The organism is Bacillus sp. AC266, from assembly GCF_979253805.1.
The window spans coordinates 609,037-627,120 of the sequence record NZ_CEEDEC010000003.1 but is presented as its reverse complement, the minus strand read 5'-3'; the positions used below and the strand labels follow the sequence as shown (position 1 = coordinate 627,120).

The window sequence follows — 18,084 nt, the reverse complement described above, 5'->3', positions numbered from 1 at the left end:
AGATTAACATATGCAAATGATGTATGCTTTTGGCATGGGGCTTGTATTATTTTTAGCCGTATTCTTATTTATTCGTAAAGACGTTCAAGGCGGAACGTTAACGAAACGAGGATTTTATAAAATGATCGGCTGCTTAGTTGTTATGTTTATAGCGATTATCGTAATGATCGTTTTAATAAATCAGTCATTATAGAACTTAAAAACGGAACCTTACTTTTGTAAGGTTTTTCTTTTTAAAAATAAAACAAAAATTACCATAAAATCCATTTACTATCTATTTTGTGTATTATATAATCCAATAAAATGATAGATAAGGAGAATAGTATATGAACAAAAAAGCTATCTTCTTTTAATTAACATGTCTACTACTTATAGCTAGTATTACTTATATAATATGTAACAAACGAGAACAAGTGCCACCTATGTTAGTATGGGAGAACCAAGAATACTACGTTACGAATGAACCTGCCAAAGCAGAAGAAATCGGACAAAGACTTGGTGAAGTAACAAAGAAAATTGAAACGAGCAAACATCCTACTAAAGATAGTGAATCCAACATATTAGAAGAAAAAACAGAAGTATTTGAAATGATTTTAGAAGAAGAGGATGAAAGGCTGCCCATACTCGTAAAAGAGCCTCATAGTGAAGAATGTAGAGTAGTAAGGCCGATGTTAAAGTAAGTACTATAATAATGAAGAAACAAATTTTTAATAGAGAGTAGTGAGCGTTATGAGATGGAAAGCAAGAACTTTTGAAAAAATAGAAGCGAATGACTCATCTGTTGAGCAGCTTATAAACACGTTTAAGGAACAAAACTTAAATGGTGGCGCAATAATAAGCTGTTTTAAAGTACATAACGAAAATTTTTTCAAAGAAATACCTTATAAAAATATTGAAATATGCAAAATTGCATATTGGTTATTCTAAATCTTATGCTAACCTTATAATGAAAAATATAACATTTGTTGGTAATGAATGATTTTTGAAGGGAATAAGTTGTTGAAAAAAATACCATATAGGGAAATTGTTAGAAGTTAAGATGTTACAAACGTCATCTTATTTTCAATGTCTGATAAAAGCGATGCCATTAGAGGTCAAAATATTGTTGTTGACTACGGATATACAATTGTATAAATAAATCATCTTGGGAATTAAGGGTGTGGATAATGAGTTTACTAATTAAAGATTTAATAAAGAAATTTGACGAACATGTTGCAGTTAATAATTTGAATATCGAGATACCAAAAGGTGAAATATTTGGATTCTTGGGCGGGAATGGAGCAGGTAAAACGACTACATTTCGAATGATACTTGGACTTTTATCGAAATCAAGCGGAACCATTTCATGGAATGGTAAACCTATAAATTATGATGTTACGGATAAGATTGGGTATTTACCAGAAGAACGTGGGCTTTATGCGAAAATGACTGTCAAAGAACAAGTTAACTTTTTTGCAAAATTAAAGAACATGAAAAGTAAAGATGCAGAAAAAGAACTTCACTATTGGCTGGAGCGTTTTAATATAACTGAGTATCTGAACAAAAAGGTAGGAGAACTTTCAAAAGGGAATCAGCAAAAAATTCAGCTGATAACAGCGATTATACATAAGCCTGAACTCTTAATTTTAGATGAACCATTTAGTGGTTTAGATCCAGTAAATGTTGAAATGTTAAAAGAAGCTGTTCTTGATATGCAAAAACAAGGGGCGTCGATTCTTTTTAGTTCACATCGAATGGAACATGTGGAAGAATTATGCCAACACATTTGTATCATGCACAAAGGAGTACCTGTTGTTCAAGGAGACATTGCCAAAATTAAAAGTGACTTTGGTAAAAAGAATGTTGTAATCGTTGGCGATCATGACTTTGACCATTTGAAAGAAATAAAAGGTGTAGAAAGTATGAAGAAACGTAAGAATGCAGTTACTCTTAAAATCTCATATGAAGAAGTTTCGCATGTTTTATTTAAAGAGATAACGAAATTAGGGTATGTTAAAAAGTTCGCAGTAGAAGAGCCTACACTAAATGACATTTTTATTGAGAAAGTAGGTACACAGCATGAATAGTTTCTGGACGATTTTTTTACAAAACTATAAATCTAAGGTAAAAGCTAAATCATATATTGCTATTACAATAATAATTTCTATGTTAATTATAGGATTGATGAATTTTGACAAGATTTATAACTATTTTGCAGGTAACGAGGACGATCAAGTTGTTGTTGTTACAGAAAAAGAAGAATTATATACAACTATTAATCAAGTGTTTAAAAATGTCGATAGTAAGATACATGTTAAGCGTAGTACGGATAAACCAAAAGCAGAATCAGGTGTTAAAAATGGTGATTATACATATGCAATCGTTGTAGAGGAATTGGATAATAAACAACTAAAGGCTACGTATATAACTGAGACAGATGTAAATCAGCAAGATGTTAGCAAGGTTCAAACTATTTTATCTCAAATACAATCTTCTAATTTCGCTCAGCAATTGAATCTATCGCAAGATGAATTAAAGGTGTTAACAATGCCAGTAGAAATACAAACCAAAACTGTTTCAGATAAGGTTAAAGATGGAGAACATACAGAGGGTGTAGGAATTTTAATTAATACCTTTATCATGCTAAATTATGTAATGATATTAATGTATGCTGCACAATTAGCTACAGATGTTGCAACAGAAAAATCTTCTCGTGTAATGGAGTTAGTTGTTTCAAGTATTTCGCCTACAAAACATTTATATGCGAAGCTCTTCTCAACATTATTGGCAGGTATTACACAAATAATAATTTGGGGCTTGGTCGCAACTGTAGGGTATAAAACAGCAATTAATGAATCGAAAAATGGTATTTTAAATAGTATTGATTTAAATTCTGTTGCTCCTACTCTAGTAGTGTATGGGATTCTCTTCTTCACATTAGGATTCTTATTATATGGCTCATTATCTTGTCTACTCGGCTCTGTTATTAGTCGTATAGAGGAATCTTCTCAAGCTGTTATGCCACTGATGTTTATGTTAATTGCTGCTTTATATATCGCGCTTTATGGAATGTCAAATCCAAGCAGCACGGTTGTTACCATTACTAGCTATATACCTTTCTTTACTCCTATTGTTATGCTCGTACGAATTGGATTCCTCAATATCCCAGTATGGGAGATTGCGCTCACATTAGCGATTCTATTAGTAACAATATGTATGATGATTGGTTTAACGAGCCGTGTTTACCGCGGTGGTGTATTATTATATGGTAAAGGTGCATTCAGTAATATAAAAAAGGCAATCAAGTTAGGGAAGAAATAAGATTAGCCCATTCATTTTACAACAACAAAGAACTACATGGTTAATCTATGTAGTTCTTTGTTGTTGTAAAATGCATATAAATAAATAAATATAAAAGAATGTGTTGTCAATTTAGAAAGCGTTGATAATTTAAAAAACCTTATGTTGCAAACGATAGAAAAAGAAGAAGTAGGATCATAAACACATATGCACCATTAGGTAAATACGTGGAATTTATAAAATAGGTAGGGACTGTTTCGTTCCCTACCTATCTATTTCTGAATATTAATATTCAATTTTATATATAAAAAAATAAGCTCCGAAAAGCTTATTTTTTCATGATTATTCTCCTCTTCCTGTAACTGTCATTCCTGCTGTGTAAATTGTATCTACAGAACCGTCAGCACTTACAACTTCAACTTTATAGCGATATGTTCCATTGTCGTAAATGTTTTCTCCATATCCTGTGAAAGTTGAAATTTCATCATTTGCTCCAGCTGGAACCCATTGATTTTGCCAATGGAAATTAGTTTCAAACTCTCCCCAGCTGTCTCCACGTTTCTTTTCAAGAGTGACATTGTAATGAATGTCTTCAGCTCGGTCATTTGTAATTCTTGCAATTGTGCTGTTACCAAAAGTAACTTCTGTAGAATGTACTTGAACTGTAACACCGTTCACTGTTTCGCCAGGACCACAGATATAATGACAACCTTCACTTGCTCCGTCAGCATGTGCCTCAGGTGTGTTAATGTTCATAGCCGTGAAACCGCCCAATGCTAAAGCTCCTGTTAATAATACTTTACCAAATGTTTTCACTTAAAATTCCCCCTAAGTATATTCTCAATTCGTTCGATAGATGTCACATTAAGTAGTTTTATAACATTAATCTAATCGAACGCTGTTTTTCCTCGAGTGTATTCGCTATTAATCTTGTAGTGATCTAATCTCTACATAAAATTTCATAGTTTTGATTCCATATATGTATCATGATTTACATAGAATAAATCTATTAATACGTTTTGGTTATTTACTTATCCCACCTTCCTCGTTACCTTTTATTGGTAAAATATTATTTTTATTATATACTATTATTACCAATTTACAAGAGAGAATAATCCTGTATGCAAAAGTGCATAATAAAAAACGAACCAATACTATAGTTCGTTTTTCACCATGCTAAGCCTGATAAAGTCTCATTAACATTTTCTTTAATTTTTTGATGATACGATTTTTTAACATCTTTAATTATAGATTTGTACCTTCATTCCATATCCTTTAACCATTCTTCACGTAGAAAAACACCCATTGCTGAATGAACATTTTGCCTTTTCATTCGTTTCATCTCGTAATTACCGTATATTGGTAAAAAATCAATTTGCGTATTATCTTTACGAAATCCCTCGAATTTATTAAATGGATTTTTGGTGATGATTTCTTGTCGCAAACACCAATTGATGAATGTTTTCAAACGCTTGATTCTACTAGCGATAGTTTCATCCGCTAATCCAACAGTTTGAGCACTTTCAGGAACGTAAATATGGCCATCAAAGCGTACATATTCATTTTTTAACCAATAAACCCAGTCATAAATAAAATTTGTTGTAATATCGGTCATATAGAATATTTGAGCATTTTGTGTTTCATGAAATGCTTTTATACTATTAAACATAAGAAGGAATTGATTCAATGATTTGGGGCGTAAATTCTGTTTTACTTTGCTGTCAACAACTCTTTCAAATACACGCTCAACAGAATCTTCTTTTGAAATTTTACTAGTTTTTCGTTTGTGGGGTTGTCGTTTTTTTACGATTTCTTTTTCAGTGAAGTATGTTAAAGATATAAAAAAAACTCCTTCATTCTCATTTAGAATTAAAGGAGGAGTTTCAATCAAAACTTGAGCGGTACTCACCGTTAGTTTTGGTCAAAATATGAAATTATCAACAGTTGATACAAAAGGATATGACCCCGGAGAGGCTCGAACTCACGACCTCCACCCTGTCAAGGTGGCGCTCTCCCTGCTGAGCTACGGGATCTTAAAAAATGCTTATGTAATAGCATCTTTAATCATTATGCTAAAGCAATTATATATAATTAACTGAAATTTTACAATATTTTCGTGGTAATTTTTTAAAGGTAAAGTATTTGGAATCACGCTAGTAGCGTATTAAGGGATATATAAGAAGAGCATTTAATTGAAAGTGGATTTTGAATAAACCGGGTATATTATGATTTCCGATACCAATCCAAAGGACCTTCATCACTTAAATCAACAAGAAAAGGGAATAAGAAGTGTAAAGGTAAGCTTATAAGTTCTGGCATAGCGTTCAATGTTTTCTTTGATAGATATTGTCTTCCGAAACAATACGGACAATTTTTTTCAAATGTCACGAGTATTGACCATACATCTTTTATTTTCCACTTCGTTTTACAATACGTACAACGCGCCATGGAGTTCCTCCTCATTTTAAGGTATTTTCTAATATATTCGATTTCATTGTGCTAAAGTCAAGTGTATTTAGTGTGATATAATGTAAGTTGGCTTGTTTTTTTATATGATGTATTCCGTAATTTATGACTAAATGAATGTAGTGTGAGGGTTATATAATAAGAGATTTTCATTTTTAATATGCAAATTGGCCAATATATCCTTTTTACAATTTTCAAGAAATCATGTATAAAAGAAGTACAAGATATTTATAAATATTCAGGAGTAGAGGGAGAATAATTGTAATGGTAAGAAAAACGTTCAAGATGCGTGTGTCTAGAAATAGAACGATTTCGATTGATGGTTCGATTCTTGATGTGGATGTGACGCATGATGAGTTTTTACAAGAGTTCGTTGAGTGGGTCGATTCTAAAGGTTGGTCGTTTATGGGGATGACAGATGAGATTACACCTGAGGAAGCTAGTCAAAATTTAATAGACTCATTGATTGATGAGAAGGATAAGAAAGAGTAATTCCTTCTTATTTTTTGTTGTATATTTATGTTCCTAATCGTAAAAGTGTGATATAGTAAAAAAAGTGAATATTCTTCCAAATTAATACAAATTACATATAGGTTGGTAGAGGTATTTTATAGAATGTGAAAGTAAAGGGAAAAGGGAGAGTCATATGGTAAATTTTAAGAAAATTTCGGTTTTTGTTATGGTTATTTGTTTATTTTTTTTGACACCTATGACGTTATATGCTGAGACGAATATTGGAGTAAATCCGGAGCAAGTGGCACCTCCACCTGCGGAAGGGCCGAATGTTTTTAGTCAGTTTGCGACTACGATTGATGCGAAAACAGGAGATATGTTGTACGACAAAAATGCACATCATCGTGCGTTCCCTGCTAGTATGACGAAAGTGTTAACGGCGATTTTACTGATGGAGCATACGAAGCCAGAGGATCAATTTACGTTTTCACAATTAGCATTAGATCAAGAGAAGAGTAATTATCAAATTGAGTTTCACCCTGGTGAGACTATTAATAGAAATACTGCACTTATGATTTTAATGGTGCTGAGTGCGAATGATGTGTCGTATGCGATTGCGGAGCGTATTGGAGGAAGTGTTGAAAACTTCGCCAATATGATGAATGAAAGGGCGAAGCAATTAGGGGCTAAAGATAGTCATTTTGTAACGCCAAATGGATTGCATGATCCAAATCATTATACGACGCCATATGATATGGCCATGATTACGAGAGGTGTGCAAAAGTATCCTGAAATTTTACAAGCGATGAATACGAAAAGAACGACGGTTACGACATCTACGCAAACAGTTTCTATTTTTAATAAGTCTACTTATTTTGAAAATCCATATAGTATGGGTGGTAAGACAGGATTTACGAATGAAGCACGCAATACGCTCGTTTTATTAAATGAGAAGGATGGTAATCGTATTATAAATGTAGTAATGGCTTCTCAAAGACCTGAAATTTATGAAGATTTGAAGCAGATGGCGGAATATTCTTTTGGGCAATTTACGAAGCAAACTGTACTAGATAAACATAGTTGGCATCAAAAGACAACGTATTTAAATAAAGATGTTGATTCTGAGTTGGAAAAAAGTGCTGAGCTTATGCTAAAGAAAGATGAAGGGAAAAATATAAAAACGGCTTTTCGGGTTAATTCAGTGGATAAAGAATCTTTGTATCAAAAAGGAATTCATCGCGGTGAAGTAGTTGGTGCGGTGGATATTATAAAGAATAATCAAACGATTGCGACTATAAATGTTCTTTCAAAAGAAGATGTTACTTTTGCGATGCCTAAAAAAGATACAGTTGCACCTGAAGTAAAGGAATCGAATGTGAAAGTGATAAGTGTTGGAATAGGTGCGATTTTATTATTTGGAGCGATTTTATATGTAGTGCTGCGCCGAAATAACCAAGGGATGAAATCAGAAGAAAAATAAATTGCTAGTAGACCGTGATGAGATTTTGTCACGGTCTTTTTTGTATGCATTTCAAAAATGATTTAACTAATAATTGTAAATTTTCACCTTGCATTTCTTATTTGTTCGTTATATTATTTGTGTATGTTCTTGTTAAAGAACAATTAGAGCGTTATTAATTTCAAAATGATATAAAACAACAGAGAGGGAGAGAGACGATGAAATTAATTTGGAAGGTGATTAGCAACGTTATCTCATTTGTTTTATTTGCGGTAATGGTTTGTTTAGCTTTTGTAGTTATTTCTTCAAAAGCGAGTGGTGGTGATCCAACAGTGATGGGATATCAATTTAAGAGCGTTCTTTCAGGATCGATGGAACCAACATTTTTAACAGGATCAATCATTGCGATAGAGCCAACGAAAGATGGTTCTAAATATAAAAAAGGTGATGTTATTACGTTTAAAGAGAAAGATGACAAAATTATCACTCACCGTATTATCGGTGTGAAAGATACAAATGGAAAAGTAATGTATGAAACAAAAGGAGATAACAACAACGGACCAGATTTAGCACCAGTACTTGCAGAGAATGTAATTGGAAAGTATGCAGATATTACAGTTCCATACGTTGGTTATGGACTGAATTATGCGAGTTCAAAAGCGGGAGCAGCATTACTTCTCATTATTCCTGGAGTCTTTTTACTTGGCTATTCCGCAATTTCTATTTTTGGCGCTATTCGTAGCATTGACGGAGAAAAGAAAGATAAAAAAGTAGAACAATCCGTCTAGTTCGTTTGGTTATACTTTCCGTTTAGGAAGTTAACAAATATATATATATTAAGGGGATATGGACATGACTTTAAAGAAAAAATTAGGAATGGGTATCGCATCAGCAGTATTAGGAGCAGCATTAGTTGGTGGAGGAACATTTGCATACTTTAGCGATAAAGAAGTGTCAAATAATACATTTGCGGCTGGTACACTTGATTTAGCGGCAAACCCATCAACAGTTGTTGATGTATCGAATTTAAAGCCTGGCGATACAATTAAAAGAGATTTTAAACTAGAAAATAAAGGCTCTTTAGATATTAAAAAAGTTTTACTAAAAACAGATTACAAAGTAAGCGATGCGAAGGGCGACAATAAAGATGATTTTGGTAAACATATTAAAGTAACATTCTTAAAAAATGTAGATAAGCATGAAACAATTGTAAAAGAAACAACGCTAGATAAATTGAAGGGTGACACACTTACAGCGGTAGACAATGATTTATCTGCTTGGTTCTGGGATGAAAAAGGTATTTCTGCAGGTAAGTCAGATAAATTTACAGTGAAATTCGAGTTTGTTGATAATAAAAAAGACCAAAATGAATTCCAAGGCGATAAACTAAATTTAACTTGGACGTTTGATGCACAACAAACAGATGGTACAGAAAGATAAATATATTATAAAAGGGGCTATCAATTTGATAGCCCCTTTTACAGTTAAATAGCGTGGATTGGAATGTATTTTTCTAGGATATGGCTATCATTTTGTACAGGTCTTTATTATAATAAAAGTAACGTTCTGTATAAAGAACACATTGTTCGATGGGAGAGATTAAGATGCTGAAAACACCTCGCAAATTAAAAAGGATGCTTATATTGCCGTGTATGTGCTCTATTACGTTTTATTTAGGCTCTCAAGTGATGACGTATACAGAAGCTTCATTTATTCACGAAACGAAAGTAGAAGCCACTCTTTCTACAGCGATTATATTTCCGAAAACAGTTGATACGTTAAAAGAGCAAGCTGAGCAACATAAACAGCTTATTGGACATGAGTATGGAGAAATGAAAGCGAAATTGAAAGTTACTTCTATTGAAGAAATAGAACAAGCAATTGTTGTATGGCAGCAAGGGCGTGAGAAAATTGCTTCTGAGAAGGAGGCTTTACAAAAAGTATATACTTTAATAGAAACGCCTTATAATCAAATACAAGAAGAATTAAAAGTGAACAAAAGTGAATCAATTCATCAAGTATCCTTGTATGTGAACGAAGGTTTTCATAGTATTAAAGAGAAGCGTGATTATGTTGATAAAGAAGCTAGTTTGCAAGCCATTGATGGACAAATTCAGGCTCTACAACAACTATTAAAAGATGAAACAGTAAAGAAACAGAATGAAACAGAAGCGCAAAAGAAAGCAGAAGAACAGAAAAAGTTAGAAGAACAGAAGAAAATAGAAGAACAGAAAAAGTTAGAAGAACAGAAGAAAGCAGAAGAACAGAAAAAGTTAGAAGAACAGAAGAAGTTAGAAGAACAGAAAAAATTAGAAGAGCAGAAGAAAGCAGAAGAACAGAAAAAGCTAGAAGAGCAGAAGAAAGTAGAAGAACAGAAAAAGCTAGAAGAGCAGAAGAAAGTAGAAGAACAGAAAAAGCTAGAAGAGCAGAAAAAATAGAAATAGATAAACAGCCTGATCAAGTGGAGCATGAAAAGGCACTTCAACTGATCCAGTGAAACAGCTGGAGAATAACAAAGTGGTGCAAGGTGAATACGAATGCATTAGCTGTAAATAGCTTGTAAAAAGATAATGCTTATATGAGTGTGAGGAAACGTCAGTCCTCACCTCTTTGTCTTATTTTCTTTTCTTATAGGATTAAATATGAATAATGGTTAAGTTATCAAATTATATTTATAAAAAATCAGAAAAATCAAAAATATATTGATAAATAAAAAAAAATGAAATATATATTGTATTTATATAGTCTTGTTCGTTATAATGAACTTAAGGTTTTCAAAAAAGAACAAATATTAGCTAAGCTAATATAGTTTTAGTTACACCTCTTATTTTGAAATAAGAGATAAAAATACAAAAAACAGCTAGGGGGAATTGATTGTGAGTCTGAAAAAGAAATTAGGTATGGGAGTTGCATCAGCAGCATTGGGGTTATCTTTAATTGGTGGAGGAACATTCGCTTACTTTAGCGATAAAGAAGTATCAAACAATACATTTGCAGCTGGGACGTTAGATCTTACATTAAACCCTAAAACGCTTGTAGATATTAAAGATTTAAAACCAGGGGATTCTGTTAAGAAAGAGTTCTTATTAAAGAACGACGGTACTTTAGCAATTAAAGATGTTAAATTAGCGACAAAGTATACTGTGAAAGATGCAAAAGGTGATAATGCTGGTGAAGACTTCGGTAAGCATATTAAAGTGAAATTCCTTTGGAACTGGGATAAGCAAAGTGAGCCTGTATATGAAACAACTTTAGCTGATTTACAAAATGCTGATCCAGATCTTTTAGCTAAAGACATCTTTGCTCCTGAGTGGGGAGAAAAGGGTGGCTTAGAAGCTGGTACAGAGGACTATCTATGGGTACAATTTGTATTCGAAGAGAATGGTCAAGATCAAAACAAATTCCAAGGCGATTCATTGAACTTAGAATGGACATTCAATGCTAACCAAACAGATGGAGAAGAAAAATAATAAATAAAAAAAGCGGGGGATTCCCCGCTTTTTTTTATAAAGAAAAAAAGAAGTGCCCGTTTTAAGCACTCTTTTATATGTATTATTGTTGATTTTTCTTCCATTGTGTAAATTCGAGAAATTCACGAAACTGTTCTTTTGAGACACCAGAGCTCATCGCATCTTTAACGAGCTGTGTCCATTCGGAGTCTAGATGACCCTCCGTTGTTGTTTCATCGTGAAGTAAAGTATCAACTGGAATTTGTAGAACAGCTGCAATTTTTTCAAGAAACTGAATAGAAGGGTTTTTTTGTAAATTCCGTTCTATAGAACTAATGTAAGATTTAGCGACACCAGCTTTTTCGGCGAGTTCTGTTAATGAAATGCCTTTTTGTAAACGAAGGCGTTTTATACGTTCTCCTATCATATTTGCGCACCTTTCTATCAATATGTAGTCGTCTTATGATGTGATTATTATAACATAAACTTCGTTAAAAAGAACGAGGCTATTGAGCCTGGCTCGTATGCTTCATACGTTGAAAAAAGTGTTCAATATCTTGCAGGGCAATGCCAGCATCTAGAGCTTCAAGTATTAAATCAATCCATTCTTGATCTAGTGAGTCAGCCTTATCTTTGTACAAATGTAATTCCTCCCTAATTAGTGGTCATAATTGCTGCTACAGAATATATGATAATACAATCGGATTTTGTATTTTATATAGTGAATTATCAAATATTTTGTAGATGAAACAAAGATAAAATCCCCATTAAATTCCCTCTATGGCGATTATAAAGTTTCTGACAAATATTTTCAATATTTTCTGAAAACATTGTTGAATTGTGATATATTCGTATACTAACTATGAAATTTTTACAAATATATTAAAAAAATTACATAATATAACTAAATATTGAAAATATATTGAATTTTTAATAATATAAAGTATGTAATACATATTTTATATTAGGGGAGGCAATAAGGGATGAAAAAGAAACCATTTAAAGTGTTATCATCAATTGCTTTGACAGCTGTTCTAGGCTTGTCGTTTGGTGCTGGAAGCCAGTCTGTATATGCGGAAACGCCGGGGAACAAGACAGCTACAAGTCCAGTTGATGATCACTTAATCCCAGAAGAGAGATTAGCAAATGCGCTAAAAAATCGTGGGGTAATTGATTCGTCAGCTTCAGAGACAGAAACAAAGAAAGCTGTCGAAAAGTATGTAGAGAAGAAGAAGGGTGAAAATCCTGGGAAAGAAGCGACAAATGGGGACCAACTTACGAAAGATGCATCGGACTTTTTAAAGAAAGTGAAAGATGCAAAGGCAGATACGAAAGAAAAATCAGAGCAGCCAGCAAACGGGACTACAGCAGGAACAGGTCCAGTTAGAGGAGGCTTAAATGGGAAAGTACCAACTTCACCTGCTAAGCAAAAAGAGTATAACGGTGAAGTTCGTAAAGATAAAGTACTCGTTTTACTTGTAGAGTATGCTGATTTCAAGCATAACAATATTGATAAAGAACCTGGCTACATGTATTCTAACGATTTTAACAAAGAACACTATGAAAAAATGTTATTCGGTGATGAGCCATTCGCGTTAGATGATGGAAGCAAAATCGAAACGTTTAAACAATATTACGAAGAGCAATCAGGTGGTAGTTACACAGTGGACGGAACAGTCACAAAATGGTTAACAGTTCCAGGTAAAGCTGCTGATTACGGTGCAGATGCTGGTACAGGTCATGATAATAAAGGACCAAAAGGACCACGTGATCTAGTAAAAGATGCATTAAAAGCAGCTGTAGATAGCGGACTTGATTTATCACAGTTTGATCAGTTCGATCAATATGATGTAAATGGTGATGGGAATCAAAATCAACCGGACGGTTTAATCGATCACTTAATGATTATTCATGCGGGTGTTGGACAAGAAGCTGGCGGTGGTAAATTAGGTGATGATGCAATTTGGTCACATCGCTGGACAGTTGGACCAAAACCATTCGCAATTGAAGGTACACAAGCGAAAGTTCCATATTGGGGCGGAAATATGGCAGCATTCGACTACACAATTGAACCAGAAGATGGCGCGGTTGGTGTATTCGCACATGAATATGGCCATGATTTAGGTCTTCCAGATGAGTATGATACACAGTATAGCGGTGATGGTGAACCGGTTGAAGCTTGGTCTATTATGAGTGGAGGAAGCTGGGCTGGTAAAATCGCAGGAACAACGCCAACGAGTTTATCACCACAAAATAAAGAGTTTTTCCAAAAAACAATCGGTGGTAACTGGGCGAATATCGTAGAAGTAGATTACGAGAAATTAAATAAAGGTATCGGTCTTGCAACATACTTAGACCAAAGTGTTACGAAGTCAGATCGTCCAGGTCTGATTCGTGTTAACTTACCAGATAAAGATGTAAAAGGAATTCAGCCTGCATTTGGTAAACAGTATTACTACAGCACAAAAGGTGATGACCTTCATACAACGATGGAAACGCCACTATTCGATTTAACGAAAGCAACGACTGCAAAATTCGATTATAAGTCATTGTATGAAATCGAAGCAGAGTACGATTTCCTTGAAGTACACGCTGTAACAGAAGATGGACAAAAAACGTTGATTGAAAGAATTGGTGAGAAAGCAAATAGTGGAAATGCAGCTACGACAAATGGAAAATGGGTTGATAAATCATATGATTTAAGTCAATTCAAAGGTAAGAAAGTGAAACTAGTATTTGAATATATTACAGACGGTGGATTGGCGTTAAATGGATTTACACTTGATAATGCGTCACTAACTGTAGATGGAAATGTTGCATTCTCTGATGATGCAGAAGGTACACCACAATTCAAATTGGACGGTTTCGTTGCATCTAACGGAATGGATAAGAAAAAGCATAACTACTATGTAGAGTGGAGAAACTATGCGGGTTCAGATAACGCATTGAAATTTGCTCGCGGTCCAGTATATAACACTGGTATGGTTGTATGGTATGCGGATTCAGCTTACACAGATAACTGGGTTGGCATACATCCAGGACATGGTTTCCTTGGTGTAGTTGACTCTCATCCAGAAGCAATTGCAGGAACTTTAAATGGCAAACCAACATTTACAAGCAGTACGCGATTCCAAATTGCTGATGCGGCGTTCTCATTCGACAAAACGCCAGCTTGGAAAGTTGTATCTCCAACGCGTGGAACATTCGTATACGATGGATTACCAGGGGTACCGAAGTTCGATGACTCTAAAAAGTATATTAATGAGCAGATTCCAGATGCAGGACGTATTTTACCGAAGCTTGGTCTGAAGTTTGAAGTAGTAGGACAAGCTGATGATAATTCTGCAGGTGCTGTTCGTTTATACCGTTAATACAGTAAAACTACCGGGAGATTTTCTTTCGGTAGTTTTTTGTGAGCAATGAATTTTATATAAAGGGAAAAGTTATATATAATGTAACTTTAAGAATAGAAATTTGTTACATATGAAGTCTATATAAATAATGAAAGAATTGGATAAAAATAGTGGGAGAAGGTGAGTGCATGAGTATTTCCTCTATTGTAAATAAACAAAAGGAATATTTTTACAAAGGACATACAAGAAGTCTAGAGACGAGAAAGAATAATTTGAAGAAGCTTTATGAAGGAATTCAGCGTTTTGAGGATGAGATTTTTCAAGCGTTGAAATTAGATTTGAATAAATCAGTTCACGAATCATTTACAACAGAAATTGGATATGTACTAAAAGAGATTTCTTTTCAAATGAAGCATATTTCATCTTGGAGTAAACCAAAGCGTGTTCGCACAGCTCTTACTCATTTTGGATCGAAGGGGAAAGTGGTGCCAGAACCGTATGGTGTGACGCTTATTATCGCACCCTGGAACTATCCGTTTCAATTAGCAATTGCACCACTCGTAGGAGCATTGGCAGCTGGCAATACAGTCGTTTTAAAGCCGTCAGAGTTAACGCCAAACGTTTCAAAAGTGCTTACGAGAATGTTAGGTGAATTATTCCCAGAAGAGCTTGTATCGGTAGTAGAAGGCGGTGCTCAGGAAAGCACTGCACTTTTAAAGGAACCGTTTGACTATATTTTCTTTACAGGTAGTGTTGGTGTCGGAAAAGTTGTGATGGAAGCAGCGGCGAAAAAATTAACGCCTCTTACGTTAGAGCTTGGCGGGAAAAGCCCATGTATTGTACATAAAGATGCAAAGCTAGATGTAACCGCAAGACGTATCGTTTGGGGGAAGTTTTTGAATGCTGGGCAGACGTGTGTAGCGCCTGATTATATGTACGTTCATTCTTCAGTGAAAGAGCAGTTAATCGAGGCATTAAGACATGAAATCGCAGAGCAATATGGAAAAGATGCTTTGCAAAATGACAATTATGTGCGAATTGTGAGTGAGCGTCATTTTGAACGTCTATGTACATTTTTACAAGACGGTAAACCTGTGATTGGCGGGAATTATACGAAAGAAACATTACACATCGAGCCGACAGTGTTAACGAATGTTACATGGCAAAGTGCTGTTATGGAAGATGAAATTTTTGGGCCGATTTTACCAATTATAGAATATGAAAAAATAGAAGAGGTAATTGAAACGATTCAGCACCATCCAAAGCCGTTAGCACTATATGTATTTTCTGAAGATAGAAAAGTGCAAGAGAAAGTGACGAGTAATATTTCATATGGCGGAGGATGTATAAATGATGTCGTATATCATCTTGCAACGCCATATTTACCTTTTGGGGGCGTTGGAAGTAGTGGATTAGGCAGCTATCATGGTGAACAAAGTTTTCGGACTTTTTCCCATTATAAAAGCATTTTGTCCCAATCTACAGCATTCGACATGAAAATTCGTTACTCTTCTACAAAAAGTGCTTTAAAATTCATACGAAAGTTGTTAAAATGATGATGGTGTTTATCAGTAGGCGTAGCCGTATGATAAAAACCCCTTCGCAACTGAAGGGGTTTTTCTGTTCGACATATGTATCATGCGAAAATGAATCAAACATACTACATAAAGAATAGAAGAGAACGCTGCTAAACAACCATTTTTGTTTGGATCGAAACAAAAAAATAGTCTATAGAACATAAATATTTATTCATGAATATAAAAATTAAAATTTAAGGTAGATAGGACGGGAAAATGAAAAAGATTATTAAAGTTGAAGCAGTAGAAAAACATTTTGGAAATCAAGTGATTATCCCCCCTCTTTCTTTAGATATTAAAGAAGGAGAATTTTTAACAATTTTAGGACCGAGTGGTTGCGGGAAAACGACTTTACTTCGTATGATCGCAGGATTTGAAACCCCAACTAAAGGGAATCTTTTATTAGATGATGAAAAGATTAACGATTTGCCGCCATACAAGCGTCATATGAATTTAGTGTTCCAACATTACGCACTATTCCCACATATGAATGTTGAAAAAAATATTTGTTTCGGTATGAAAATGCAAAAAGTATCAGCAGCAGAACAGAAAGAACGTGCGGAAGAGGCAATGCGTTTAACGCAGTTACTTGAGTTCCGTAATCGTAAACCTTCGAAGCTTTCTGGTGGACAGCAGCAGCGTGTAGCAATTGCAAGAGCAATTGTAAACAACCCACGTGTATTACTATTAGATGAGCCACTTGGAGCGCTTGACTTTAAGTTAAGAAAAGATTTGCAACGTGAATTGAAAAACTTACAACGTAATTTAGGAATTACGTTCATATATGTAACGCACGATCAAGAAGAAGCGATGAGTATGAGTGACCGTATTGTCGTTATGAATAAAGGGCATATCGAACAAGTCGGCACGCCTAAGGAAATTTACAATAAGCCGAAAACATTGTTTGTTGCAACGTTCATCGGTGAAAATAATATCGTGAAAAATGGGGAAAACTACGTAGCAGTTCGCCCTGAAAATGTAAAAGTTCGCTCGGTTGAAGAGCCAATTTTAAAAGAATACCATCTTGGACATATTGAAGATATTGAATTTGTTGGAAATATGGAAAAGCTATATGTACGTGAGGAGAAAACAGCGGAATTACTAATGGCATATCAAACTGCTGAAGAAGCAACGCAGTGGAGCATTGGAGATAATGTATATGTAGGCTGGGAGCAAGAGGACGAGGTGACCTTAAATTGAAGAAAGGGAAATTACTCGCATTACCTACAGTCGTATGGCTGTTACTCTTCTTCCTAATTCCACTTCTGTTCGTATTAGCATTTGCCTTCATGCAGCGCGGAGCATACGGGACAGTGGAAATGAAATTTACATTAGATAACATAGCACGTGTGTTTGATCCATTATATATGGGGACGTTATGGGAAACAGTGAAGATAGCTGTTATTACGACAGTACTATGTTTATTAATCGGTTATCCATTCGCCTATACAATTACAATTGTTGATCGTAAATATCGTTCTATCCTTCTATTATTGGCAACGATTCCGTTCTGGATTAACTTTCTTGTTCGTTCATACGCATGGATTGTTATTTTACGTTCACAAGGACTTGTAAACACATTGCTATTGAAACTAGGTATTATTAGTGAACCTTTAAATCTGCTATATAATACGCCTTCTGTAATACTCGGAATGGTATATTCTTTATTACCATTTATGATTTTACCAGTGTATGCAGCAATTGAGCAGCTTGATAAGCGTAAGCTAGAGGCGGCTTATGATTTAGGAGCAACACCAGTAAAGGCATTTTGGAATGTAACAGTACCGATGACGATGTCAGGGATTACAACTGGTTCTATTTTAGTATTCGTTTCTTCTATCGGAATGTTTGTTGTATCAGACGTTATGGGTGGATCGAAAGTAGCATTAATCGGAAACGTAATTCAAAACCAATTCTTAGGTTCACGTGACTGGCCGTTTGGTTCCGCGTTATCTATGATTGTTGTTCTATTCTCTGTTCTGTTAATTTACTTATATTATCGTGCAACGAAAGTATATAAATATGATGGAAACGGAGGGGAATAGGCA

20 protein-coding genes and 1 tRNA gene are annotated in these 18,084 nt (G+C 34.5%); 15 read left to right on the top strand and 6 right to left on the bottom strand.

The features are described 5' to 3' along the window. Positions 1 to 10 precede the first annotated feature (10 nt). The 5 genes from AC0IXC_RS16480 to AC0IXC_RS16460 all read left to right on the top strand — a co-directional run bounded on the left by AC0IXC_RS16480 (position 11) and on the right by AC0IXC_RS16460 (position 3,300). Complete coding sequence (locus tag AC0IXC_RS16480; protein WP_002086895.1) at positions 11 to 193, top strand: DUF3976 domain-containing protein; 183 nt, start codon at positions 11 to 13, stop codon at positions 191 to 193. 178 nt (positions 194 to 371) lie between these two features. Continuing rightward, a complete protein-coding gene (locus tag AC0IXC_RS16475; protein ID WP_252188920.1) occupies positions 372 to 680 on the top strand; it encodes a hypothetical protein in 309 nt (102 codons plus the stop codon). 49 nt (positions 681 to 729) lie between these two features. Beyond that, positions 730 to 927 (top strand): hypothetical protein, encoded by a 198-nt coding sequence (locus tag AC0IXC_RS16470; RefSeq protein ID WP_471653070.1) that lies wholly within the window; start codon positions 730 to 732, stop codon positions 925 to 927. 239 nt (positions 928 to 1,166) lie between these two features. Beyond that, the gene (locus tag AC0IXC_RS16465) at positions 1,167 to 2,066 is read left to right on the top strand and encodes an ABC transporter ATP-binding protein (RefSeq protein WP_098635429.1); all 900 of its coding nucleotides are present in this window, start codon (positions 1,167 to 1,169) and stop codon (positions 2,064 to 2,066) included. Then, positions 2,059 to 3,300 (top strand): ABC transporter permease, encoded by a 1,242-nt coding sequence (locus AC0IXC_RS16460; protein ID WP_471653050.1) that lies wholly within the window; start codon positions 2,059 to 2,061, stop codon positions 3,298 to 3,300. The genes AC0IXC_RS16465 and AC0IXC_RS16460 overlap by 8 nt, the downstream gene beginning before the upstream one ends. Positions 3,301 to 3,621: 321 nt before the next feature. On the opposite strand, the gene AC0IXC_RS16455 is transcribed toward AC0IXC_RS16460, so the two are convergent. From AC0IXC_RS16455 to AC0IXC_RS16440, 4 genes are all read right to left on the bottom strand, one after another. Further along, positions 3,622 to 4,095, bottom strand: coding sequence for a hypothetical protein (locus tag AC0IXC_RS16455; protein ID WP_078184125.1), 474 nt, complete (start codon positions 4,093 to 4,095; stop codon positions 3,622 to 3,624). 445 nt (positions 4,096 to 4,540) lie between these two features. Further along, positions 4,541 to 5,170, bottom strand: a complete 630-nt coding sequence (locus AC0IXC_RS16450) for a phage integrase SAM-like domain-containing protein (protein WP_252188908.1) — start codon at positions 5,168 to 5,170, stop codon at positions 4,541 to 4,543. A gap of 69 nt (positions 5,171 to 5,239) precedes the next feature. Then, positions 5,240 to 5,312 (bottom strand) — tRNA-Val (locus AC0IXC_RS16445). A 190-nt stretch (positions 5,313 to 5,502) separates the two neighbouring features. Continuing rightward, positions 5,503 to 5,727 (bottom strand): hypothetical protein, encoded by a 225-nt coding sequence (locus tag AC0IXC_RS16440; RefSeq protein ID WP_215590954.1) that lies wholly within the window; start codon positions 5,725 to 5,727, stop codon positions 5,503 to 5,505. Between the two features lie 282 nt (positions 5,728 to 6,009). Here AC0IXC_RS16440 and AC0IXC_RS16435 point away from each other — a divergent pair, with 282 nt between their 5' ends. The 6 genes from AC0IXC_RS16435 to calY all read left to right on the top strand — a co-directional run bounded on the left by AC0IXC_RS16435 (position 6,010) and on the right by calY (position 11,127). Beyond that, positions 6,010 to 6,237 carry a hypothetical protein gene (locus AC0IXC_RS16435; protein WP_002086892.1) on the top strand — a complete coding sequence of 76 codons (228 nt, stop codon included), beginning with the start codon at positions 6,010 to 6,012 and terminating at the stop codon, positions 6,235 to 6,237. Between the two features lie 154 nt (positions 6,238 to 6,391). Then, positions 6,392 to 7,678 (top strand): D-alanyl-D-alanine carboxypeptidase family protein, encoded by a 1,287-nt coding sequence (locus AC0IXC_RS16430; protein WP_215590955.1) that lies wholly within the window; start codon positions 6,392 to 6,394, stop codon positions 7,676 to 7,678. 197 nt (positions 7,679 to 7,875) lie between these two features. Further along, positions 7,876 to 8,445 carry a signal peptidase I SipW gene (gene sipW, locus AC0IXC_RS16425; RefSeq protein WP_002064334.1) on the top strand — a complete coding sequence of 190 codons (570 nt, stop codon included), beginning with the start codon at positions 7,876 to 7,878 and terminating at the stop codon, positions 8,443 to 8,445. 64 nt (positions 8,446 to 8,509) lie between these two features. Next, the gene (locus AC0IXC_RS16420; RefSeq protein ID WP_063217402.1) at positions 8,510 to 9,097 is read left to right on the top strand and encodes a CalY family protein; all 588 of its coding nucleotides are present in this window, start codon (positions 8,510 to 8,512) and stop codon (positions 9,095 to 9,097) included. Between the two features lie 164 nt (positions 9,098 to 9,261). After that, on the top strand, positions 9,262 to 10,095 hold the full coding sequence (locus AC0IXC_RS16415) for a DUF4047 domain-containing protein (protein ID WP_326998452.1): 834 nt from the start codon (positions 9,262 to 9,264) through the stop codon (positions 10,093 to 10,095). Between the two features lie 438 nt (positions 10,096 to 10,533). After that, a complete protein-coding gene (gene calY, locus AC0IXC_RS16410; protein WP_002030430.1) occupies positions 10,534 to 11,127 on the top strand; it encodes a biofilm matrix protein CalY in 594 nt (197 codons plus the stop codon). Positions 11,128 to 11,209: 82 nt separating this feature from the next. Here calY and AC0IXC_RS16405 read toward each other — a convergent pair whose 3' ends face one another. Together AC0IXC_RS16405 and AC0IXC_RS16400 are read right to left on the bottom strand one after the other, a co-directional pair. After that, positions 11,210 to 11,533: a helix-turn-helix domain-containing protein gene (locus AC0IXC_RS16405; protein ID WP_002030429.1), complete on the bottom strand. Its 324-nt coding sequence runs from the start codon at positions 11,531 to 11,533 to the stop codon at positions 11,210 to 11,212. Positions 11,534 to 11,612: 79 nt separating this feature from the next. Then, positions 11,613 to 11,747 carry an anti-repressor SinI family protein gene (locus tag AC0IXC_RS16400; protein WP_002011474.1) on the bottom strand — a complete coding sequence of 45 codons (135 nt, stop codon included), beginning with the start codon at positions 11,745 to 11,747 and terminating at the stop codon, positions 11,613 to 11,615. Positions 11,748 to 12,089: 342 nt separating this feature from the next. Between AC0IXC_RS16400 and inhA1 the strand changes: the two genes are divergently transcribed. The 4 genes from inhA1 to potB all read left to right on the top strand — a co-directional run bounded on the left by inhA1 (position 12,090) and on the right by potB (position 18,081). Next, positions 12,090 to 14,477 carry a M6 family metalloprotease immune inhibitor InhA1 gene (gene inhA1, locus AC0IXC_RS16395; RefSeq protein ID WP_088292732.1) on the top strand — a complete coding sequence of 796 codons (2,388 nt, stop codon included), beginning with the start codon at positions 12,090 to 12,092 and terminating at the stop codon, positions 14,475 to 14,477. A gap of 170 nt (positions 14,478 to 14,647) precedes the next feature. Next, the gene (locus AC0IXC_RS16390) at positions 14,648 to 16,015 is read left to right on the top strand and encodes an aldehyde dehydrogenase (RefSeq protein ID WP_098635423.1); all 1,368 of its coding nucleotides are present in this window, start codon (positions 14,648 to 14,650) and stop codon (positions 16,013 to 16,015) included. 237 nt (positions 16,016 to 16,252) lie between these two features. Then, complete coding sequence (gene potA / locus AC0IXC_RS16385; protein ID WP_002030425.1) at positions 16,253 to 17,236, top strand: spermidine/putrescine ABC transporter ATP-binding protein PotA; 984 nt, start codon at positions 16,253 to 16,255, stop codon at positions 17,234 to 17,236. Then, positions 17,233 to 18,081: a spermidine/putrescine ABC transporter permease PotB gene (gene potB, locus AC0IXC_RS16380; RefSeq protein ID WP_002126118.1), complete on the top strand. Its 849-nt coding sequence runs from the start codon at positions 17,233 to 17,235 to the stop codon at positions 18,079 to 18,081. The genes potA and potB overlap by 4 nt, the downstream gene beginning before the upstream one ends. Positions 18,082 to 18,084: the final 3 nt, after the last annotated feature.